The sequence below is a fragment of the Actinomadura sp. 1N219 genome, assembly GCF_044326405.1.
Classification (GTDB): Bacteria; Actinomycetota; Actinomycetes; order Streptosporangiales; family Streptosporangiaceae; genus Spirillospora.
Genome location: NZ_JBIRAY010000001.1, coordinates 820,070 through 841,527 on the forward strand (window position 1 = coordinate 820,070; position 21,458 = coordinate 841,527).

The 21,458-nt window shown below is 72.5% G+C and carries 18 protein-coding genes; 16 read left to right on the forward strand and 2 right to left on the reverse strand.

The window, feature by feature from the left end:
- Positions 1-205: 205 nt before the first annotated feature.
- The 7 genes from ACH35V_RS03710 to ACH35V_RS03740 all read left to right on the forward strand — a co-directional run bounded on the left by ACH35V_RS03710 (position 206) and on the right by ACH35V_RS03740 (position 11,537).
- Positions 206-1,228 carry a hypothetical protein gene (locus ACH35V_RS03710; protein WP_395970081.1) on the forward strand — a complete coding sequence of 341 codons (1,023 nt, stop codon included), beginning with the start codon at positions 206-208 and terminating at the stop codon, positions 1,226-1,228.
- Positions 1,229-1,250: 22 nt separating this feature from the next.
- The gene (locus ACH35V_RS03715; protein ID WP_395970082.1) at positions 1,251-2,432 is read left to right on the forward strand and encodes an epoxide hydrolase family protein; all 1,182 of its coding nucleotides are present in this window, start codon (positions 1,251-1,253) and stop codon (positions 2,430-2,432) included.
- 414 nt (positions 2,433-2,846) lie between these two features.
- Positions 2,847-5,684: a class IV lanthionine synthetase LanL gene (gene lanL / locus ACH35V_RS03720; protein WP_395970083.1), complete on the forward strand. Its 2,838-nt coding sequence runs from the start codon at positions 2,847-2,849 to the stop codon at positions 5,682-5,684.
- On the forward strand, positions 5,681-7,720 hold the full coding sequence (locus tag ACH35V_RS03725; RefSeq protein WP_395970084.1) for an alpha/beta hydrolase family protein: 2,040 nt from the start codon (positions 5,681-5,683) through the stop codon (positions 7,718-7,720). Before lanL ends, ACH35V_RS03725 begins: the two co-directional genes overlap by 4 nt.
- 4 nt (positions 7,721-7,724) lie before the next feature.
- Positions 7,725-7,880, forward strand: coding sequence for a VenA family class IV lanthipeptide (locus ACH35V_RS03730; RefSeq protein ID WP_395970085.1), 156 nt, complete (start codon positions 7,725-7,727; stop codon positions 7,878-7,880).
- 145 nt (positions 7,881-8,025) lie between these two features.
- Complete coding sequence (locus tag ACH35V_RS03735; RefSeq protein ID WP_395970086.1) at positions 8,026-9,807, forward strand: ABC transporter ATP-binding protein; 1,782 nt, start codon at positions 8,026-8,028, stop codon at positions 9,805-9,807.
- A gap of 26 nt (positions 9,808-9,833) precedes the next feature.
- Positions 9,834-11,537, forward strand: coding sequence for an ABC transporter ATP-binding protein (locus ACH35V_RS03740; protein WP_395970087.1), 1,704 nt, complete (start codon positions 9,834-9,836; stop codon positions 11,535-11,537).
- A 44-nt stretch (positions 11,538-11,581) separates the two neighbouring features.
- Here ACH35V_RS03740 and ACH35V_RS03745 read toward each other — a convergent pair whose 3' ends face one another.
- Together ACH35V_RS03745 and ACH35V_RS03750 are read right to left on the reverse strand one after the other, a co-directional pair.
- Positions 11,582-12,205: a GAF domain-containing protein gene (locus ACH35V_RS03745; protein WP_395970088.1), complete on the reverse strand. Its 624-nt coding sequence runs from the start codon at positions 12,203-12,205 to the stop codon at positions 11,582-11,584.
- Between the two features lie 97 nt (positions 12,206-12,302).
- Positions 12,303-12,695: an STAS domain-containing protein gene (locus tag ACH35V_RS03750; RefSeq protein WP_395970089.1), complete on the reverse strand. Its 393-nt coding sequence runs from the start codon at positions 12,693-12,695 to the stop codon at positions 12,303-12,305.
- A gap of 210 nt (positions 12,696-12,905) precedes the next feature.
- Between ACH35V_RS03750 and ACH35V_RS03755 the strand changes: the two genes are divergently transcribed.
- The 9 genes from ACH35V_RS03755 (at position 12,906) to ACH35V_RS03795 (ending at position 21,437) form a co-directional block, all read left to right on the forward strand.
- Positions 12,906-13,775 carry an alpha/beta fold hydrolase gene (locus tag ACH35V_RS03755; protein WP_395970090.1) on the forward strand — a complete coding sequence of 290 codons (870 nt, stop codon included), beginning with the start codon at positions 12,906-12,908 and terminating at the stop codon, positions 13,773-13,775.
- Positions 13,776-13,901: 126 nt separating this feature from the next.
- Positions 13,902-14,894, forward strand: a complete 993-nt coding sequence (locus ACH35V_RS03760) for a MaoC family dehydratase (RefSeq protein ID WP_395970091.1) — start codon at positions 13,902-13,904, stop codon at positions 14,892-14,894.
- A 302-nt stretch (positions 14,895-15,196) separates the two neighbouring features.
- On the forward strand, positions 15,197-16,171 hold the full coding sequence (locus ACH35V_RS03765; protein ID WP_395970092.1) for an ABC transporter substrate-binding protein: 975 nt from the start codon (positions 15,197-15,199) through the stop codon (positions 16,169-16,171).
- Positions 16,172-16,197: 26 nt separating this feature from the next.
- Positions 16,198-17,169: an LLM class flavin-dependent oxidoreductase gene (locus ACH35V_RS03770; RefSeq protein WP_395970093.1), complete on the forward strand. Its 972-nt coding sequence runs from the start codon at positions 16,198-16,200 to the stop codon at positions 17,167-17,169.
- Positions 17,166-17,990, forward strand: coding sequence for an ABC transporter ATP-binding protein (locus ACH35V_RS03775; RefSeq protein WP_395970094.1), 825 nt, complete (start codon positions 17,166-17,168; stop codon positions 17,988-17,990). Before ACH35V_RS03770 ends, ACH35V_RS03775 begins: the two co-directional genes overlap by 4 nt.
- Positions 17,987-18,790 carry an ABC transporter permease gene (locus ACH35V_RS03780; protein WP_395970095.1) on the forward strand — a complete coding sequence of 268 codons (804 nt, stop codon included), beginning with the start codon at positions 17,987-17,989 and terminating at the stop codon, positions 18,788-18,790. Before ACH35V_RS03775 ends, ACH35V_RS03780 begins: the two co-directional genes overlap by 4 nt.
- Positions 18,787-19,644, forward strand: a complete 858-nt coding sequence (locus ACH35V_RS03785; RefSeq protein ID WP_395970096.1) for an ABC transporter permease — start codon at positions 18,787-18,789, stop codon at positions 19,642-19,644. The genes ACH35V_RS03780 and ACH35V_RS03785 overlap by 4 nt, the downstream gene beginning before the upstream one ends.
- The gene (locus ACH35V_RS03790) at positions 19,641-20,561 is read left to right on the forward strand and encodes an NAD-dependent epimerase/dehydratase family protein (protein WP_395970097.1); all 921 of its coding nucleotides are present in this window, start codon (positions 19,641-19,643) and stop codon (positions 20,559-20,561) included. Before ACH35V_RS03785 ends, ACH35V_RS03790 begins: the two co-directional genes overlap by 4 nt.
- 48 nt (positions 20,562-20,609) lie before the next feature.
- Complete coding sequence (locus ACH35V_RS03795) at positions 20,610-21,437, forward strand: alpha/beta fold hydrolase (RefSeq protein WP_395970098.1); 828 nt, start codon at positions 20,610-20,612, stop codon at positions 21,435-21,437.
- The last annotated feature ends 21 nt before the right edge of the window (positions 21,438-21,458 follow it).

A 21,458-nucleotide genomic window follows, 5' to 3' on the forward strand; every position in this document is an offset into this window, starting at 1 on the left:
CGCGGCGGCACCGTTTACAAGCCGTGCCGTTCGTGCGGTGAGCATTACCAGGGCAGGCTCCGCAGCGACGGCTATTTCGAGTGCCCCTCCGGTCACGTCCGGATTTTCTCGTGCCCGCAGCAGGGCTGTGGAGAAGCGGTGCGGCTGAGAGACGGAAAATTGATCTGCAAAAACCAGCACGAGCTGAAAGAACGTTGAAGCCGCCATGAGCGCACCCGATCTCGGAGGTGCCGCGGGGGCACGAGTCGGACGCTATTTCAGCCTGGTCAGCGCACTGCCGTCCGCCGTACTGGTCTTCTATGTGTACGTGCTGGTGTCGAGCGGTGCCTGGAGCGGTCCGCCCGACTGGAAGCGCGCCGCCAGCGCCGTCACCGGCATCGGCCTGGGCGCCGCCGCGGCGCTCTCGGTCGTCTCGCTGCTCGCGGGGCTCGTGCTCCATCCCCTCCAGTTCGCGCTCGTTCAGCTCTACGAGGGCTATTGGGGGACGTCGAAGACCGCTCGCCTGATGGCCACCAAGCGTGCGATGCGGAGATGGCATCACGTCAGAGCCTTGCGAGCAGAGGAAATGGCCCTTGAGATGCATATCGATGGCCACCCCGAACTCAGCGATCCATCGCGGCATTGGCTCAGGACGACGCACTTCGAGTCGGGCAGAGTGAGCACATCGTTCCCGAAAAAGCCGGAGCTCTTCATGCCGACCCGGCTCGGCAACGTGCTGCGCCGGTATGAGACCGAATCGGGAAAGCCCTACAGGCTGAACACCATCCAGGTCGTCCCACTGCTCGCGCTGGTCGGGCAGGAAAAGGACGTCGAATATCTGAACGATCAGCGTGGAGCTCTTGATCTCGCGGTGCGGATGAGCGTCACGTCCCTGATCGCCTGCGCGTTGTCCATCGCTTTCCTCTGGCAGGACGGCCTGTGGCTCATGATCAGCCTGATCCCGTACGGATTCGCCTACCTTTTCTATCGCGGCGCCGTCGTGACCGCTCGCGAATACGGCACGGCGATGGCCGCGCTCATCCTGTTGAACCGCGAGGCGCTGTATAAGCGGATCGGCATTCCCAAGCCCGCCGACACAAGAGAAGAGCGGACACAGAACGAGGGCCTTCAACAGTTGCTCGACCACGACGGTCTCGCGGACCTTCCCTATGAACCTGAGCCTGAGCTGTGGTGGCAGCGGCTGGACAAACGGCTGTTCGAGAAGCCCGACCCTGGCGCTCAGCCTTAAGGGTCGCGCGTAGGGTGGGTGTATGTCGGACGGGTTGCATCGGCTTGAGGCGTTCACGGCGGAGGCCGAGCCTGCAGCGCTGGAGGATCTTCGTGCGCGGCTGCATGCGACGCGCTGGCCGGACGCGCCCGAGGACGCCGGGTGGTCGCTCGGAACCGACCTCGACTATCTCCGCGATCTCGTCGCCTACTGGGCGGACGGGTTCGACTGGCCGGCGCAGGAGGCGCGGCTCGCGCGACTGCCCCGCTTCCGGGTCGGGGTCGGCGGACTCGGGATTCACTTTGTGCACGCGCGGGCCGTGGCACCGGCCGGGCCGGTCCTGCCGCTGGTCCTCAGCCACGGCTGGCCGGACTCGTTCTGGCGCTATACGAAAGTCATCCCGCTTCTCACCGATCCGGGTGCGCATGGTGCCGATCCCGCCGACGCGTTCGACGTGGTCGTGCCCGACATCCCCGGTTACGGGTACTCCGATCGTCCTGCCGGGAAGCCGCTCGACTCGATCGCGGTCGCCGGTCTGTGGGCCGAGCTGATGGGCGTCCTCGGATATGAGCGGTTCGGCGCGGCGGGCGGGGACATCGGCAGCCACGTGAGCCGGTACCTCGGGCTCGACCACGCCGACCGGGTCGTGGCCGTCCACCGGACGGACGGGGGCCTGCCCGCCTACGCCGGCGACCCGGCGGACCTCACCCCCGAAGAGCGCGACTGGTTTCAGAGAGCCGCGGCCTGGGGCGCCGCCGAGGGCGCGTACGGCGCCGTCCATCGCACGAAGCCGCAGACCGCCGCCTTCGGGCTCACCGACTCGCCGGCGGGGCTCGCCGCCTGGATCGTCGAGAAGCTCCGGTCGTGGAGCGACTGCGACGGGGACGTCGAGCGGCGCTTCACCAAGGACGAGATCCTCACGAACGTCACCCTCTACTGGCTCACGGGGACGATCGGCTCGTCGATGCGCATGTACCACGCGAATGCCGCGATCCCGCCCGCCCAGCTCGCCCGCCGGGTCGAGGTGCCGTCCGGGTTCTCGCTCTTCCGCGGCGACATCGTCCGGCCCCCGCGGGCGTGGCTTGAGCGCACCACGAACGTCGTGCGCGTGACCGAGCCCGCGCGCGGCGGACACTTCGCGCCGTTCGAGGAGCCCGAGCTTTACGCCGAGGAACTCCGCGCCTTCTTCCGCCCCTATCGGACGGCGGCGGGCCGGCAGGGCTGACAGGTCCACGGCGAGTAGCACATCGCGTCGGCGACTCGCCAGCGGTGGATGTGGCAGCCATCGGCCATGACCAGCACCGAAACTGATTCGTCGCCGAATTGGTAAAATCCGTGCCGATTCATTAGACGGCCAAGGCGGACATTATTCGCATTCCGGGACGCCGCCGCTATTTGGATCATCTCTGCGGCCACATCGGTCACACGATGCCCCGTAATCAGTAAGGCCCTTGTATCGCTTCGGCAAAAGTCGCCGAGAGGCGTCCGCTGGCGCCGCCCGGGGTTCCGTGGCTACCTTGTTCTCGTTCGCCGAATGCCTACATTTAATGATCGAAGGCGATAGATCGGAAAGACGAACGAGCACACCCGCGAGACGGACCGGAAGCCGGGACGAAGCGGAAAGAGGGCGGCAACCCACATGGCGGAATTCAATTTCAGCGTCTTCTCCGGCGCGACGTCTCCAGGCGCCGGGGACGGCCGGCTGATCGAGGTACTGGACCGGGCGCTCGCCTCGTCGCCCGGCACGGCCGGCTGGACGGCGCGCCGCGGCGCCATGTGGTGCCACCTCGAACGTGAGGGCGGCGTCTGCCCAGCACAGGGGTGGAAACTGCACGTCTCCGCCACGCCTGCGTCGGCCGTCGAGGTGCTCTCGCGCTCGCTCGCGGTGCTCCTCGCCGGAGACTCCTCCTTCAAGTTCGCCGCCGACCATGATCGCGTCGCGGCGCTGAACGCGCGCAACACGTCCCGCGGGCATTCGGGCAAGTTCATCACCGTCTATCCGCGGAGCGACGACGAGGCCGTCCGGCTGGCGCTGGAATTGCACCGGGCGACGGACGGCCTTGCCGGGCCGCGCATTCTGTCCGACCGGCCCTACGCTCCGGGCAGTCTCGTCCATTACCGGTACGGCGCCTTCGTCGAAGATCGCCGGATTACCAACGACGGGTTCTATGCCTGGATGATCCTCGACCCCGACGGCAATGCCGTGGAAGACCGGCGAACCGGCAGATATCTGCCGCCTTCCTGGGTCGAATGTCCCTTCCCCGACCACCGGCCGAGCGGTCAAAGCACGGCCCCGGACGCCGGCGGCGGCAATGCCAATGGCGGCAACCGGAGCGAGATACTGATCGGAACGCGTTTCGCGGTCCGGGAGGCGATCCGCCACACCAACAAGGGCGGCGTGTACCGCGCGGTCGACACCCTCAACGGCGACCCGGTGGTGATCAAGGAGGCGCGCCCGCACGTGGCCGCCGACGAGAACGGGACGGACATCCGCGACCGCCTCCGGGCGGAGGCCCGGGCGCTCGCCGCCATCGAGCGCCTGGGCCTCGCCCCGCGCCCCGTCGAACTGTTCACCCAGAGCGGCCACCTGTTCCTGGCGCAGGAGATGATCCCGGGAACCTCGCTGCGGCAGTGGACGGCGGACCTCATCGCCGACCGCGGATGGGGCCCGCACCTGCCCGCGGCCCTGGCGATGGCGCAACGGCTGGCCGGGCTGATGCATGAGGCGCACGACGCGGGGATCGTCCTGCGCGACTTCAACCCGAACAACATCATGGTCCGGCCGGACGGCACGCCCGTCCTCATCGACCTGGAACTGGCGGTGACCGCCGGAGACCCCGAGCGGGGGCCGCTGCGCGCGGGCACCCCCGGCTACGCGGCGCCCGAGCAGATGGACGGGGCGTCCCCGCACCCCACGGCCGACCATTTCGGCCTCGGCGCGACGCTCTGCCATGTGATCACCGGCGGCCCGCCGTTCCTCCTGGACGAGGTTCCCGCGACGAGGTCCGCGTCCGGACGGCTCGCGGAGTTGCTGGGCGCCCGCACCCGCGGCCTGACACTGCCCCCGTCCGTGACCGCCCTGCTCCTCGGGCTCATGGCCGACGACCCCGGCGACCGCTTGTCCCCGGCGCAGGCCCGCGAAACGCTCGCCGCCCTGGCCACCGGCGAGCCGACCGTCCCGTCTGAAAGGGCGGCGGAGAATTCGGCGCCTCTGGTGTCCCCACTCCCGGACGACGACGGCCCGGAGTGGCTGCGGGAGCAGAGCGGGCGCGCGGTCACCGGAATCGCCGGGCATCTGCTGGCCTCGATGACTCGCGGTGAGGGCGGCGCCTTGTGGCCCGCGTCCTGCGTCCACGGTGCGCCCGACCCGTGCAGCGTCCAGCACGGGGCCGCCGGGGTCCTGGGCGCGCTGGTCCGCTGCCACGAGCTCGCCGCCGCCCCCGGTCTCCCGGACGCGATCGCGGACGCGAGCCGCTGGATCCTCGCGCGCTTGAACGACGGCACCGCGCGTCCCGCCGGCCTGTACTTCGGCGCCGCGGGCGCCGCATGGGCCGTCCTGGACGCCGGACTGGCGCTGGACGACGCCGAGCTGATCAACGGCGCGCTGGCCGTGGCCGACCGGCTGCCGCCCGCCGCGCCCGGCCCCGACGTCACCCACGGGACGGCGGGCATCGGCCTGACCGCCCTCCACCTGTGGGCCCGCACGGGACGCGAGCAGTACGCCGACCGGGCCGCCTCCGCCGCGGACGCGCTGGTCGCGGGCGTCGAGAAGGGGCCGGACGGGCTCGGCTGGAGCGCCCCGGCCCAGCACGAGTCCAAGCTCGCCGGGAAGCGCTACCACGGCTTCGCGCACGGCGTCGCCGGGGTCGGATACTTCCTGATCGCCTGCGCCGAGGCGACCGGCCGCGACGACTGCCGGAACCTGGCCGTCGCCGTCGGGGAGAACCTGCTGGACGCGGCGGCCGTCACCGAGCGGTCGGCGATGTGGGGCGCGGGCCCCGGAGACGCGCCGACGGCACCGTACTGGTGCCACGGCGGGGCGGGGATCGGTGCGTTCCTGGCCCGGCTGGGCGCGGCGACCGGCGACGAGCGGTTCGTCCGATACGCCGAGCGCGCCGCGGAAGCGGTCATGGAACACCGCTGGCGCGCCCCGCTCGGGCAGTGCCACGGGCTGGCCGGCAACGGAGACTTCCTGCTCGACGTGGCGGCGCTCACCGGCGAGGACCGCTACCGCGACGCCGCCTGGCGCCTCGCCGAGATCATCCTCGCCAACCGGGCGCACCGCGACGGGCACACCGTGTTCCCCGACGAGTTCGGCCAGATCTCGGTGACCTGGGGCGACGGCATGAGCGGCATCCTGGCCTTCCTGCTGCGGCTCCGGCACGGCGGCCCCCGCCTGTGGACGGCCGACCCCGCCCTCGCCTACCCCGCCCTCGCCCGCACCACCGCGGTGGCCGGTTCGGGGCAGGCGTCGTGAGGGCGGCGCCGCCGGATCTCGTCCTCCCGGAGACGCCGCTCATCCCGAGCCGGTTCGGGTTCGCGTTCTCCGCGAGCGGCCGGTGGGCCGCGTGCCTGAGCGCCGTGCAGGACGACGTCACGCTCGAACGATGGGACCTGGCATGTCCCTCGCCGTCCCGCCGTGCGCTCGACCGCACCGGCCACGGCGACAGGTTGATGATCGGCGGTCGGGTGGTCGACCGGCGGTGCGGCGCGCTGCCGCTGGACGACGGCCGCGTGCTGCTCCTGCGGCCTTCGACCGACGATCACGGAGTACCCGCCGGGCACGGAACCGTGCTCGCGGTGGGACCGGCCGGGCCCGGGATCCAGGTCACCCGGTCCTGGCCGGTCCCTTCCATGCTCGGCGGGTTCCTGCTCGCCGAGCCGGGACCGGCGGGGACGGCGCTGCTCGTCGCCGTCGAGGAGAATGGGGAGAACTCGCGAATCTGGCGGCTGGCGGCGTCCGGCCTCGAACCGGTCCTGCGCGTCCCCGGGGTGCTCGCGGGCGGCGTCTGGGTGGACGGCCCCCGCACCCTCGCCCTCGACCACACCACGCCGGGGCACCGGACCGACGGCATCCTGGTCGACCTGCGCGAACGCACCTGGCGCCGGGTCTGGTCGGTGTCCGACACGACGACCGACCGCATCGCGGCCTACAGCCCCCGCTCGGGCGCGCTGGCCGTCACGACGACGTCGCCGGGCGTCCAGCAGGCGGGGGCCGAGCAGATCGGGCTGCGGTTCCCGGACGGCGGCCCCGTCCGGTTCCCCGAGACCCTGAACCGGTCGTCCCCGCTCCGGACGCCGCTGACCTTCGACGCCGCGGGCGAGCGCCTGCTCGTCCGGGAGATCGACGGCGCGGTGGCGCGGCTCGCGGTCTACAGCCCGGCGACGGACCGGCTCACCTCCGTCCCAGGCCCGCGCGGAATGGTGTGGGCGCCCGCCCGCTGGACGGACGACGGCCGGATCCATGTGCGCTTCGCCGCTCCGCACCGTCCGCCCACCCTGGCGACGGTGCCGGCGACCCTGACGACCGTGCCGCCCACCTTGGCGACCGTGCCGGATCAGGCGCGACCCGGCCGGTCATCGTTCGGGGCCGGTGACCGGCCGGCGAATCCCGGCTGGTCACTGGCCCCGGACGCCCCGGGAGGCGGCGGCGCCCGGCACGGCGCCGACCTGATCGAGCTGCCCGGCCCGGCGGGGCCGATCGAGGCGATCGTCTACGGCGACCTGAGCCGCCCGCGCCTGGTGCTGGCCCTGCACGGCGGCCCGCTGGCGGCCTGGCGGTTCGAGTTCGAGCCGCTCTTCCAGCACCTGGCGGCGGCCGGCGCGGCCGTGGTCGCGCCCAACTACCGGGGCAGCACCGGCTATGGCGAGCGGCACCTGCGGCCGGTCATCGGCGACTGGGGCGGCCCCGACCTGGACGACGTCGTCCACCTGGCGGAGGCGATCGTCCGTGACCGCGACGCGGCGGGGCTGCCGCGTCCGGTCGTGCTCGGCGGAAGCTACGGTGCCTACCTCGCCCTGCTCGCGGCCTGCCGGTCCCCGGAGCTGTGGTCGGGCTGCGCGGCGCTCGCGCCCTTCACCTCGGCGGACGGCCTGCACGCGGCCGCCCCCGGCGCGGTCAGGGAGCGCGTCGCGCGCCTGAGCCGATGCCCGGCGAGCACAGCGAGCACGGCGAGCGCAGCGAGCACGGCGAGCGCAGCGGACGCGGCGGACGCGGCGGGCGGCGAACCGCAGGCCGGACGCGACGTGCTGCGGGCCTGCGCGTCGCTCACCGCGCCGCTGCTGATCGCCCACGGCGGCCGGGACGAGGTCGTCCCGGCCGGGCAGTCCCGGGCGCTGCGGCGGCGCCTCCTCGAACTGGGCAGGACCGAGGGAGTCGACTTCGACTACCTGGAGGTCGACGACGACCATCACGGCGTCGTCCAGGCCTGGCCGGCGGTCCTGCGCGAAGCGGTGGTCCGCTTCTGCCTCACGGCGGAGCGAACCTACGCCACCGAAAAGGAAGGGAGGTGAAGACATGGACACGTTCGACGGTGACCTCGTGGCCGCTCTGCAGGAGCTGCCCGAGTCGGACCCCATCGAGCTCGAGGGGATCCAGCTCGGAGGCACGTGCAACTGCGTGGGCCTGCTGACGCTGCTGAACACCGTGTGCGTCGGCGTTTCCTGCGCCTAGTGCCGCGCACCCCATGCGGAACCCGGGACCCCTGAGAAGCTTCCGGCCCGCAGAACCCCGGTCACGGACCGGCTGATGCCGGTCCGTGACCGGACCCACCACGAGTCTAGAAGACGTTCGCGTGAAAGGAACGGAGCCGACGAGGGTGGCCCGGAAAACGACAGTCTCCGCCGGCGCCGTCGTGCCGGGCGGCGCCTCCGCCGTCCTCCGCGCCGGCGGACGGCGGCTGCTGCGCGAGGCGTTGCGCCGCTTCCGGGTGCGCATGGCCCTGCTGTCGGTGCTCACGGCGATCCGCGTCGCGGCGATGCTGATCACGCCGGTGATGCTGGCCAGGGCCGTCGACGCCGCCCACACCCAGGAGGATCTGGGCGCCGCCACGGCGTGGCTGGCCGTCACCCTGGGCGTCGCGCTGCTGGCCGACGCGGCGGAGGACGTCCTCGGCGCCTACTGCGGCAGCCACATCACCGTCTGGCTCCGGCATCGGCTGCTCGGACGGGTGCTGGCGCTCGGGCCGCACGGGCAGCGGCGCTTCCCCACCGGGGACGTCCTCTCCCGGCTCACCGAGAGCGCGTCGGGGCCTTCGGCGTTTCCCGTCCTCCTGGTGACGGCGGCGGCCGCGCTCGCGACGACGGCGGGCGCCGTGACCGCCCTCGCCATGATCGACTGGTGGCTCGCGGCGGCGTTCGCGGCGGGCGTCCCGCCGCTGATCGTGGCGCTGCGCCTGTTCGTCACGCAGGCCACCGACCCGTTCGCGCGCTACCAGGCCGGCCAGGCGGCGATCGCGACCCGGCTGCTCGACGCCCGGCAGGGCATCCGGACGATCCAGGCGAGCGGCACCGCCGCCGCCGAGACCCGGCGGATCCTCGGGCCGCTCCCCGAACTGCGCCGGGCGGGGGAGGAGACCTGGGCGGTGCAGGGCCGGGTCAGTCAGCGGCTCGCGCTCCTCGCGCCCCTCACGCAGGTGCTGGTGGTCGGCGTCGCCGGACTGCGCCTCGCCACGGGCGACGTCACCCCCGGGCAGCTCGTGGCGACCGCGTCCTACGCCGCGATGGCCGTCGCCTCGGCCTCCCTCTTCGACACCTTCGTCGCGCTGCTCAACTGCCAGGTCGGCGCGGGCCGGATCAACGAGGTGCTGGCGGCCGTCCCAGCGGTGCGGCCGCCAGACCACCCGGTGCCTTTGCCGGACGGGCCAGGACGGCTCCGGCTGCGGCAGGTCACCGTCCGGATCGGGGACCGCGCCGTCCTCGACCGCCTCGACCTGGACGTCCCGCCCGGCGCCACCGTCGCCGTCGTCGGCGCGTCCGGGACGGGGAAGAGCCTGCTGGTGTCGACCGTAGGACGGCTCCTCGACCCCGACGAAGGGGTCGTCGAGCTGGACGGCGTGCCCGTGACCGATCTTCCGCTCCCGCGGTTGCGGCACGCCGTCGCCTACGCCTTCGAACGTCCCGCGCTGCTCGGCGCCACCGTGCACGACACGATCGCCTACGCCCGTCCCGGCGCGACGCGCGCCGAGGTCCGCCGCGCCGCCCGCGCCGCGGCGGCCGACGACTTCGTCCGGTCGCTCCCGGACGGGTACGACACCCCGCTCGCCCGCGCGCCCCTCTCCGGCGGCGAGCTGCAGCGGCTCGGCCTGGCCAGGGCCGCTCTCACCGACGCGCGGATCGTCGTCCTCGACGACGCCACCAGCAGCCTCGACACCGCCACGGAGCTGAAGGTGACCCAGGCGCTCCAGCGCGTCCTGGCCGGACGCACCAGCCTCGTGGTGGCCCGCCGCCCGGCCACGGCCGCCCGCGCCGACCTCGTCGCCTGGCTCGACGCGGGCCGGATCCGGGTGCTGGCGCCCCACGCTGACCTGTGGCCGGATCCCGGCTACCGCGCCGTGTTCGCGACGCGTCCGGCCGCCACGCCGGAAGCCGCGGGCGCATGACGGCCCTGCCGGAAGGAACGGGCCGCATGACGGCCGCGCCCGCCGCCCGCCTCCTGCACCGGCACGTCCGCGGGCAGTGGCCGGCGATGCGGCGGCTCGCCGCGTGGTCGGCCGTCGAGGCCCTCCCGGCGTTCGCGTCCGGGCTACTGCTGGCCCGCGCCATCGACCACGGCTTCCTCGCGGGACGTCCGATGACGGGCCTGGCCTGGCTGGCCGCGCTCGGGGCGCTGTACGTCGCCGGCGCCGTGGCGACGGGCCGGGTCTACCCGTGGCTCGCCGCGACCGTCGAGCCGCTCCGCGACTCCCTGGTCGGCGAGGTCGTGAGCGCCGTCCTGAACCGGGGGGCGTCCGGCACGGCGGGCGCCGGGGTCTCCCAGGTCACCGAGCAGGCCGAGGCCGTCCGGGCGCTGCTCGGATCCGCGCTGCGCAACGTCCGGCAACTGCTGTCGGCCGGGATCGCCGCGCTCGTCGGGCTGGCCCTGCTCTCCCCACGGCTGGCGCTGGTGACCGGGCTGTCGGTGGCGATCGGCCTGGGGATCTTCGGCGCGTTCATCGGGCTCCAGGTCCGCCGCTACCGCGCCGTCGTGCTGCGGGCCGAGGAGATCGGCGAGACCGCGGCGGCGGTCGTCCACGGCGTCCGGGACGTCGTCGCCTGCGCCGCCGAGGACCGCGCGTCCGCCACGGTAGGACGGGTCGTCGACGCCCAGGCCCGAGCGCTGCGCGCCTACGCCCGGACGCGCCTGGTCCGCGTGCCCGTGCTGGCGTTCGGGGTGCATCTGCCGCTGCTCGCGCTGCTCCTGCTGTCCCCCTACCTGACGGAGCACCAGGGATTCACGACAGGGGAGATCGCGGGGGCGGTCGCCTACCTCGTGACAGGGCTGCAGCCGGGCGTCACCGTCCTCGTCGACGCGGGAGGGACGCTGCTGCTCAGCCTCGCGGTGGTCCTGGGCAGGCTGTCCGAGATCTGCGCCACCGGCCCGGGGCCCGCCCCGGCCGCCGTCTCGGCCCCGTCCGCCGCCGGGCGCTTCGACATCGAAGCCCGGCATGTGACGTTCGCCTACTCACCGCGCGCCGCGCCCGTCATCGAGGACCTGTCGCTGCACGTCCCCGAGGGCACGCACCTGGCGGTGGTCGGCCCCAGCGGGGCGGGCAAGTCGACCCTCGCCAACCTGCTCACGGGACTCGCGACCCCGCAGCGGGGCCGCATCACACTCGGCGGGGCGGCCCTCGACCCCGCGCGGACGAAGACGTCCATCACCCTCATCCCGCAGGAGAGCTACGTCTTCGCCGCGACCTTGCGCGAGAACCTGACCTACCTGTGCCCGGACCCCGCCGAGGCTTGGCTGGACGACGCCGTCCACGCGGTCGGGCTCGCCGAGACCGTCGACCGCCTCGGCGGGTACGACGCCGAGATCCCGCCCGGCGGCGCCACGCTCTCGCAGGGAGAACGCCAGCTCGTCACGCTGGCGCGGGCCTACCTGTCACCGGCGCCGATCGTCGTCCTGGACGAGGCCACCAGCCACCTGCACCCGGCGGCCGAGGCCCGCGCCGAGCAGGCGCTCGCGGACAAGGGCGGCACCCTGATCGTCATCGCCCACCGCATCAGCTCCGCCGAGCGCGCCGACCTGATCCTGCTCCTGGACGGCTCCGCCCACGTCCTCGGCACCCACGAGTCCCTGCTGCGCCGCAGCCGCCTGTACTCCGAGCTGGTCGGCCACTGGCACACGTGATCCCCGGCATCGCCCGCCCTAGGCCAGAACTAGTTCCGCCGGCGTCACAGCTGCCTGGGCAGCGGCGGGTGGAGCGAGCCCATCTGCACGACCGCGGGATCCGGCCGGACGGTCGCGCGCCGGTCCTCGGCGAGCTGGACCAGGCGGGCGGCCGTGTCGGCGAACAGCAGCAGCTGGCGGGCGGCGGACGGGCTGAACGGCTCCGCGCCCGGCCGGCCGAGGACGGCGAGCACTCCGCGCGTCGCCTCCCCGGTGTCCAGCGGCAGGATCAGGATCGGGCCTGCCGGCAGGGTGCTGAGCGTCTGGTCGGCCACGATCCGCGCGGACAGGGCCCGGCGGGAGCTGAACGCCCGGCCGAGCATCGAGCGGCCGCGCCGCACCGTCAGCCCGCGGATGCGGTCGCCTTCCACGCCGACCGCGATGTCGATCCGCAGGGTGAGGGCGTCTTCGGCGGGCAGCGCGATGAACGCCAGCGGAACGCCCGCCATGCCGCGGGCCAGCTCGGCCATGCGGGTCAGCAGGTCGGGCAGGGCGACTCCGTCCAGGACGGCCGCCATCAGGTCGAGCGACGCGGCCACGCGCGGGCTGTTGTCCGCGCCGCGGGACCCGTTCGGCGGGCCCCAGCCCGGGGCGGTCAGATCGTCAGCGGTCAGATCGTCGGCGGTCATGTCGTCACCACGCTTCCTCCTCCTTCCGGAGGCCGACCCCGCCAAGTCCCGGCGCCCGCCGGGTCTGTGCCCGATGCCCGGGCGGACCCCGCGGCGATCAGGCCGCGGCCGATCGCGGGGCCGAGTCGCCGGTCCGCGCCCAGGCGGCGGGGGAGCGGACGGTGAAAACGCGGGACAGTCCGGTGACCCGCAGCAGCCTGGCCGTGTGCGGACGCGGGCGGGCGAGGATCAGCGGCGTCCCGCCCCCCTCGAGCCGGCGCCGCGCGCCGACGAGCATCGCCAGCCCGGACGCGTCGCAGAACGTCATGCCCGACAGGTCGATGATCACGTGCATGCCGGGGTCGCGCAGCGCGACGTACAGGCGCTCCCGCAGGGCCGGGGTGGTGGACACGTCGAGCTCGCCGCTGATGGCGACGACGGTGTGGTCGGCGAACCGTTCACAGGTGAGGTCGGCCCCGGCCGTCGGGACGGGATGGTGTTGCGGCGTCATAGCGCCGGACCTGTCTGGCCCGCGAAGGACCGAGAATCGAGAAACCAGGGGATGCGGGCTTGGCCGCCCGCATCTAGTGAACCCTCGTCACCACGAGTCTACGCCCTCGCCCCGTCATCGCAGGCGTGCGCAAGGCCCCACCTGCGATCAATCCGCGAAGCGCGGCCCTGGGCCCGATGAGTTCTGGAGGTGCGGGAAGTCGATAGGGGCATGAGCACGCACACACTTCGGATTCCCGGCGTGGACCTCGTCTACGACGTCCGCGGCCCGCTGCCGACCGCCGGCGGGCGCCCGCCGCTCGTCCTGATCGGCCAGCCGATGGACGCGAGCGGCTTCGGCACGCTCGCGTCCCACTTCCCCGAGCGGACCGTGATCACCTACGACCCGCGCGGCCTGGGGCGCAGCGCCCGCACGGACGGCCGGACCGACAACACGCCCGAGACGCAGGCCGCCGACCTGCACGCCCTCATCGCCGAGCTCGGCGCGGGCCCGGTCGAGATGTTCGGCAGCAGCGGCGGCGCGGTGACCGCGTTCGCCCTCGTGACGGCCCACCCCGGCGACGTGACCACACTGGTCGCGCACGAGCCGCCGCTCATCTCGGTGGTGCCCGACGCGCCGGCCGTGGAACGTGCCCGGGTCGGCGTCCGGGACGTCTACCAGGCCAAGGGCTGGGGCGCGGGCATGGCGGCCTTCATCGCGATGACGACCTGGCAGGGCGAGTACACCGACGACTACTTCGCCCAGCCCGTGCCGGACGCCGCCGAATTCGGGATGCCCACCGAGGACGACGGTTCCCGCGACGACCCGCTGCTGTCCGACCGGTCGTGGGCGGTCAGCAGCTACGAGCCCGACGTCGAGGCGCTGACCGCGGCGCCGACGCGGGTCGTGGTCGCGGTGGGCGAGGAGTCCCTGACCGCCTTCACCGGACGCGCCTCACTGGCGATGGCCGAACTTCTTGGCCAGCAGGCGACGGTGTTCCCCAGCCATCACGCGGGCTTCATGGGCGGCGAATTCGGCCAGACGGGGCAGCCCGAAGCCTTCGCCCGCAAACTCCGCGACGTCCTGGAAGCCACCACCTGACGACCGCTCGCACCACCTGACGAGCATCGGCCGTGCCGCAGGCGGTAGCGGCTCCACCCGCTACCGCCTGCGCAAACACGGGTTTGCTACGTTCGGGCCCGGAGGTGGCCGATGGTGAGCCCGCGCGTGGAAACGGTCGACGGTCCGTACTTCGAGGACCTCCACCACGGGCTGCGGTTCGAGGACGGTCCCGCGCGGACCCTCACCGAGGGGCTGGCCGCCGCCCATCAGGCCATCGTCGGGTGCCGGTCGCCGCTCGTCCTGGATCACGGGCTGTCCGGGCGGGTGCTCGGCGACGGCGTCCTGGCCGCGCCGAACCTCGTCTGGGACGTCGCCATCGGCCAGTCGACGACGGCCACGCACACGGTCGTCGCGAACCTCTTCTACCGGGGGGTCGTCTTCCGGCGGGCGCCTCGGCTGGGTGACACCCTCCGCACGACCACCGAGGTCGTCGGCCTCCGGCAGAACTCCCGGCGTCCCGGACGGCCCGCCACCGGCCTGGCCGCACTGCGGATCAGCACGGCCGACCAGGACGGCCGCCCGATCCTGGACTTCTGGCGCTGCGCCATGCTGCCCCTCCGGGACCAGGCAGCCGAGACCGGGCACGCCGACGACCTGTCCGCGCTCGGTACCGACCCCGGACAGGACGAGATGGCCGCGGTCGCGTCCGGATGGGATCTCGCCGCCTACCGGGACGCGCTGCCCGGCCGCCATTTCGCCGGGCTCGCCCGGGGGGACGTCTACGAGGTGACCGGCGGGGACGTCGTGTCGTCGGCGCCTGAGCTGGCCCGTCTCACGCTGAACGTCGCCAAGGTGCACCACGACGCCACCTCCGGCGACCAGGGGCGGCTGGTCTACGGCGGGCACACCATCGGCATCGCCCTGCACCAGGCGGTCCGGGCGCTGCCGAACCTCGTCACCGTCGTCGGCTGGCACGGCTGCGACCACGTCGGCCCGGTCCGCGAGGGGGACACGCTGACCAGCACCATCGAGGTCGAGCGGACCGAGCCCCTCGCGCAGGGCGGGCTTGTGCATCTGCGCTCGCTCGTCCGGTCGGTCGGCGCTGATGCGGCACCGGCCGACGTTCTCGACTGGCGGTTCGTCGCCCTCTTCGCCTGACTTTCGGTGGCTCGCCTGACGGTCGTCTGGGACGCGCGCTTGATCACCTGACGGTCGGTTGGTGCGCTCTGCCGGTGGGACCGCAGGTCAGGCAGTGTGCCGTGCGGCGTCCTCCGGCGTCCGGTCTGCGCTTGAACTCCCCTTGGCCGCCCATTGACGGGCAGATGTTGTATGTGACAACATCCGCCGGACGTGAGCGGCGCCACTTCCACGTGACCGTGGGCATCGGTGGCGGTCAGAGGAGCGAACTCGCGCGGACCCGGCCACGGGCCCGCGTCGCGCCGCCGGAAAGCGAGGGGTTCATGAGGATTCGGGCACGCGCTCTCGGTTCGGTGCTGATCGGTGCGTCACTCGTCCTCGCCGGTTGCGGCGGGGACGGCTCGGAGGGCGACGGCGGCGCGAAGAAGATCACCGTCGCGACCCAGCCGGACTTCTTCGGGATACCGCTGTACTTCGCGGTGCAGAAGGGCTTCCTGAAGAAGCAGGGGCTGGACGCCAAGCTCCAGAAGTACCCGACCGGCGTGGAGGGCACGGAGGCCGTGGCGACCGGCCAGGCGGACTTCACCACGGTGGCGGGGTTCCCCGTCGTCAGCCTGGCGGCGCGGAAGGCGCGGGTGAAGGTCATCGGGCACAACGCGACGTCCGCCCAGTGGTGGGGCTTCGTCACCGACGGCAGCATCAGCAAGCCGTCCGACCTCGAAGGCAAGACCGTCGGGTTCCAGTCGAACTCCACCGCCAACTACTGGTTCGACCGGTTCGTGGCGCACCACGGGCTGGACCGGTCCAAGATCAAGGTGCTGGACGCCAAGTTCGCGCAGCTCGTCCCGTCGTTCGCGCAGGGCAAGGCCAACGCCGTCATCCACTTCGAGCCCAACGTCTCCAAGGCGGTGGCCAGTCGCGGCGGCGCGAAGGTGACCTGGTGGGGCGGCGACGACGGCCTGCTCCCGTTCTACGGTTACGTGTCGGCGGGCCCGAAGGTCTACGAGGACAAGGACACGGCGCTGCGCGTCCTGCGCGGGCTGCGCGAGACGGCCGCCTACATGAAGGCCAACGAGGCGGAGGTCGTCGCGTTCGCCAAGGAGCTCACCGGGATGACGGACGACGCGGCGGTCCGGAAGATCCTGGCCCAGGTCGACTTCAGCCTCGCGTTCGACCCGAAGAGCATCGAGCAGATCCAGGCGATCGCCGACTACCAGCTGCAGCGCAAGAACATCAAGTCCCGCGTGGACGCCAAGAGCCTGGTCGAGACGACCTGGGTCCAAGAGTCCGACCGGTAACGACCTGCCACGCGGAGGCACGACTCGTGGAAATCGGGATCTCACACCTGCCGGCGTCGCCGTCCCGGGCGCTGCGCCTGGCACAGATCGCCGAGAGCACCGGCATCGAGCGGTTCGGGGTCGCGGACTCGTCGCACCTGTTCGGCGCCATGTACCCCACGGTGCAGCTGATCCTGTCCAGGACGTCGCGGATCAAGGTCGGTCCGTTCGTCACGAACCCGGTCACCCGGCACCCGTCCGTGCACGCGGCGGACGTCGCCGCGCTCGCGGAGCTGTACTCCCCGGAGCGGCTGGCGGTCGTCATGGGCGCGGGCGACTCGGCGGTGCACAGCGTCGGGCTGCGACCGGCCCCGGCCGAGCAGGTGCGGCTCGGGCTGCAGACGATCCGCGGCGCGGCGCCGGACGGCGTGACGCTGGAACTGGCGGCGAGCGGACCGAGGGCCGCCTCGATGATGGCCACCGGCATCGACGGGCTGGTGCTCGGCGGCGGCCTGTCCGCGTCCTGGACGCGGCGGCTCATCGAGGCGGCGGGCCGCCCGGTGAGCGCGCGGGTCTTCCTGATCGGCCACCTGGTGGAACGCGAGGACGAGGCGGCGCGGGCGCGCGAGGCCGTGCGCGCCTCGGTCCTCGCGGTGGCCCGGCACGCCATCGGCGTCGACATGGCCGCCCGGGACGTCCCGGCCCGGCTGCGTCCGGGGCTGGAGCAGGCGTTCGCCCGCTACGACTTCTCCGCGCACGCCAAGGCGGACGGGGCCAACGAGCGGCTCCTGGACGACCACCCGGAGGAAGAGGCGTACCTGTTCGAGCGCTTCGCGGCGGTGGGCACCGCGGGCGCCGTCGCCGAACGCCTGCGCGCGTTCCAGCGGCAGACCGGGATCGACGGCGTCGTGCTGAGCACCACCGTGCCCGACCCCGATTCGCACGTCGCCCTCGCGGGGGAACGACTGATCGCCGCGCTAGACCCTGACACCACAGCCGACGGGAGAGGCCGCGCATGACCCCACCGATCACGGATTCGCAGTCGCGTCCGTCCGACGAGGCATTCGTCGTCATCGACGACGTCTCGTTCGCGTATCCCGGCAGCCCCCAGCCGATCCTCCAGGACGTCAGCCTGGAGCTGCGGCGCGGGGAGTTCTTCGTCCTGCTCGGGCCCAGCGGATGCGGGAAGACCACGATCCTCAACCAGGTCGCGGGCTTCGAGCGTCCGTCCACGGGCTCGATCCGCATGGACGGCAAGCCGGTCAGCGGCCCCGGTCCCGACCGCGCGGTCATCTTCCAGGGGGACGACTCCCTGCTCGGCTGGCTGAACGTCCGGCACAACGTCGAGTTCGGGCTGCGGGCGCTGCGCACTCCCGCCGCCGAGCGGAAGCGGCGCGTGGAGCACGCGCTGGAAATGGTCGAGCTGGACGGGCAGCAGGGCAAGTTCCCGCACGAGCTGTCGGGCGGGATGAAGCAGCGCGTCCAGATCGCCCGCGCCCTGGTGGTGGACGCGCCCGTCCTGCTGATGGACGAGCCGTTCGGCGCCCTGGACGCGCAGACCCGCACCACCTTGCAGGACGCGCTGGCCCGCCTGTGGGAGCAGTCGCAGCGGACGGTCCTGTTCATCACGCACGACATCTCCGAGGCGCTCATCCTCGGCGACCGGATCGGGGTGATGACCTCCGGACCGGCCGCGCGGCTGCAGACGGTGATGGACAACCCGCTGCCGCGGCCGCGCGCACGCGGCGCCGCGGAGTTCGCGGAACTGTACCGGGAGGTGGAGGAGGCGGTCACGGCCGCGAAGTCCCGTCCACCGGCCGCCGCCGGGGAGGCCAGGTGAACCGGGCCGGGGCGGGGACAGCCGCCGCCGGGCGCTGGCGCTGGCAGCGGCTCTCCCTGAACGTCCTCGCCGTCCTGCTGGCGGTGCTCGCCTGGCATGGCGCGGCGCTGCTGAAGGACAACCTGCTGATCTTCCCCACGCCGCTGACCTGCCTGTCGGCGCTGGGCGACGTGCTGTCCGATCCGGAGCGGCGCGACCAGCTGCTCATCACGCTGCGGCGGGTGATCGTCGGGTTCGCGCTGGGCAGCGCCCTCGGGATCGCGATCGGCGGGCTGATCGGCAGCGTCCGGGCCGTCGCGCTGACGCTCGAACCGGTCGTCCATTTCCTCCGGTCGGTGACGCCGGTGGCCTGGATCGTCCCGGCCACCATCTGGCTGGGCGTGGGCGAGGGCTCGCTGCGGTTCATCGTGGTCTACGCGACGGTCTTCCCGGTGGCCATCAACACCCTGACGGGCCTGACCCAGGTGCCGGTCAACAAGGTGCGGATGGCGCGCACGTTCGGGGCGTCCCGGCTGCGCATCCAGCTCTCGATCGTCCTGCCGAGCGCCGTGCCGTACATCGTCACCGGCATGCGCCTGTCGCTGGGCTACGCGTTCATGAGCGTCGTCGCGGCGGAGATGGTGGCGGGCAACGACGGCATCGGCTTCCTGATCTACGACTCGCGCGTCTTCTTCGACACCGCGACGATGTTCGCCGGGATCCTGCTGCTCGGCGCGGCCGGGCTGCTGGCCGACCGGGTGTTCAGCGTCGTCATCCACCGCGGCCTCGCCCGCTTCTACGCCGGGCAGGTGAACACGTGAGCGCGACGACACGGGCCAGGACCGGCGACGGCGCGGCGAATCGGGCGCGGCGCGCCGCCGCCAAGCGGGCGCGGCGGGCCAGGCTGCGCGGGGCGCCCGTGGCCGTCGCCGGCCTCTGCGTGATCCTCATCGGGTGGGAGGTCGTCTCCCGCGCCTACGGCAAGCCGCTGCTGTTCCCCGGACCCGCGGACACGGGCTCCACGCTGCTCGACGGCCTGACCAGCGGGAACATCTGGACAGCGTCGGTCGCCAGCGTCCTGCGCGTGATGGCGGGCCTGCTCGCCGGTTCCCTGGCCGGCGTCCTGCTGGGCCTGCTGTCGGGGTCGAGCCGGGTGCTGGAGGCCCTGCTCGAACCGTTCATCAACGTGTTCCGGTTCATCCCGCCGCTGGCCTGGTTCGCTCCGGCGCTGCTGTGGCTGGGGTCCGGGGAGACGTCCAAGGTCGCGCTGATCGTCTACACCTCGGTGTTCGTCGTCGCCGTGAACACGGCCGCCGGGGTGAAGGCCGTCCCGCGCGACATGATCCGGATGGCGCGCACGTACGGCGCGGGCCCGCTCAGGCTGTTCTTCGCCGTGCGGCTGCCCGCGAGCCTCCCCTACATCTTCTCCGGCGTGCGCATCGCGCTCGGGAACGCCTTCATGACGGTCGTCACGGCCGAGATGCTCGGCGCCGAGTCGGGACTCGGCGTCCTGATCACCGAGGGGACCGCCAACACCGACGTCCGCGGCGTCTTCGCCGCGCTGATCACTTTGGGCGCGCTGGGGCTGTGCGCCGACCGCGTCTTCGTCCGCCTGCTCCGAAGGTACGGCGGACGGTTCTCGGCCGCTACGCGAGAGGAAGGTCTGATCCGATGACGACCCTGGTCACGGGCGCGTCCGGTTTCGTCGGCAGGTACGTGGTGCGCGAGCTGGTCTCCGCCGGAGCCGACGTCGTCGCGCTGGACCACGCGCCCGCCGCCGGGACGCCGCCGCGGTCCCCGCGGGTGACGGCCGTCCAGGGCGACGTCCGGGACCTCAGACGGCTGATGCGCATCGCGCACGAGCACCGCGTCGGCCGGATCATTCATTTGGCCTCGCTGCTGGCCCCGGCGTCGCAGGACGATCCGTACCACGCGCTCGAAGTGAACGTCGTCGGGACCCAGAACCTGATGGAGGTCGCGCTGGCGCACGGCGTCACCCATTTCACCTGGGCGAGTTCGATGGCGGTGTTCGGCCACCAGACGCAGGCGGACGACGGCGCCGAGGAATTCACCGAGCTGAGTCGTCACTGCCCTGACAACGTCTACGGCGTCACCAAGTCGTATGCCGAGGGAATTTCGCTCGCGTACCGCGAACGGTACGGGCTCAACACCGTCGGGCTGCGCATCGGCCTGGTGTACGGGCAGGGCAAGGAACGCGGCGAGGGCCTGTTCACCGAGCACCTATTCGACCGGCCCGCCCGTGGCGAGGACTCCGTCGTCCCGTACGGGGACGACGTTTTCTCCTGGCAGTACGTCCGCGACGTCGCCAGGGCGTTCATCCTGGTCAACGGCCTTGATGAGACCGATCAGGGAATTTACAACCTGCCCGGCACGGTGGCGAGCATGCAGGACGCCGTGGGCCTCGTCCGGGATCTGCGCCCGGGTGTGTCCGTTCGCACCGAACCGGGACGGCTGGGATTCCCGCACCGGTTCAGCGTGAGCGCCTTCGAGAAACTCGCCGGGGACGAATACCGGCTGACCCCCATGCACGACGCTTTCGCGGAGACGCTGGACCTGATCCGCAATGGCTGACTCTCCGCTGCTTCACGGCCATTGGCACGACGAGAACGGGAGGTGAGCGTGGGAACGCTCGAATTGAGCGACGGGTCTGTGATCTGGTACCAGCGCCGGGGGACGGGCCCGACGATCCTGGACATTCACGGGAGCGGATTCGGCTACCGGAACTTCGCGATGCTGACTCCGCATCTCGTCGACTCCTTCGACGTGATCGACGTGGACCTGCCCGGCTACGGCGAGAGCGTCGCGAAGGGTCCGCTGGGCGTGGCCGAGTGGGCCGATTACCTCGCCGAATTCATCGAGCGGCTGGACGGCGGTCCCGTCCACGTGCACGGCACTTCGATGGGGGCCCTGGTCGCCACGACGCTCGCGGCCCGCCATCCCGAAGTGTTGAAGGATCTGATCCTCTCCTGCTGCCTGTTCCGTTACGACAACGCCGCCCGGCACATGCGGCAAACCTGGAAACGCGGCGCGGTGGACAGCGGCATGGTCCAGGCCGCCGACCTGACGGCCGCGGCGGGATTCTCCCGGAGCTTCTACGATCGCCCGGACGCCACGGAGATCCTCGACCGGCTGAGAACGGCGATGGGCTCCAACGACCCGGCGGCGTTCGTCGCGGGCACGGAGAGCCTGGAGGCGATGGACCTTTCCGGCCTGTTGCCCCGGCTGCCCCGGACCCTGCTGCTCGGCGGCGACGAAGACCAGATGACACCGCCCGCCCCGGCCGGAAGCGGAGTCGGATTCGACACGGCCGTGAACGCCATCCCGGACGCGGAACTGCACATTCTGGAGAGCTGCGGTCACTATCTGGTGCTGGAGCGTCCGGAGCGCGCCGCCGAGATCATCAAGCGGTTCGTCCGCCATCGCCGGAGGCAGGCGGATCTGTCATGATCCGCGACAGCCGTACGCCCA

Bases quoted from the DNA above. Each gene is read 5' to 3' on its own strand.
- ACH35V_RS03710 (WP_395970081.1), top strand. From the start codon at position 206: ATGAGCGCACCCGATCTCGGAGGTGCCGCGGGGGCACGAGTCGGACGC.
- ACH35V_RS03715 (WP_395970082.1), top strand. From the start codon at position 1,251: ATGTCGGACGGGTTGCATCGGCTTGAGGCGTTCACGGCGGAGGCCGAG.
- lanL (WP_395970083.1), top strand. From the start codon at position 2,847: ATGGCGGAATTCAATTTCAGCGTCTTCTCCGGCGCGACGTCTCCAGGC.
- ACH35V_RS03730 (WP_395970085.1), top strand. From the start codon at position 7,725: ATGGACACGTTCGACGGTGACCTCGTGGCCGCTCTGCAGGAGCTGCCC.
- ACH35V_RS03740 (WP_395970087.1), top strand. From the start codon at position 9,834: ATGACGGCCGCGCCCGCCGCCCGCCTCCTGCACCGGCACGTCCGCGGG.
- ACH35V_RS03745 (WP_395970088.1), bottom strand. From the start codon at position 12,205: ATGACCGCCGACGATCTGACCGCTGACGATCTGACCGCCCCGGGCTGG.
- ACH35V_RS03750 (WP_395970089.1), bottom strand. From the start codon at position 12,695: ATGACGCCGCAACACCATCCCGTCCCGACGGCCGGGGCCGACCTCACC.
- ACH35V_RS03755 (WP_395970090.1), top strand. From the start codon at position 12,906: ATGAGCACGCACACACTTCGGATTCCCGGCGTGGACCTCGTCTACGAC.
- ACH35V_RS03765 (WP_395970092.1), top strand. From the start codon at position 15,197: ATGAGGATTCGGGCACGCGCTCTCGGTTCGGTGCTGATCGGTGCGTCA.
- ACH35V_RS03775 (WP_395970094.1), top strand. From the start codon at position 17,166: ATGACCCCACCGATCACGGATTCGCAGTCGCGTCCGTCCGACGAGGCA.
- ACH35V_RS03790 (WP_395970097.1), top strand. From the start codon at position 19,641: ATGACGACCCTGGTCACGGGCGCGTCCGGTTTCGTCGGCAGGTACGTG.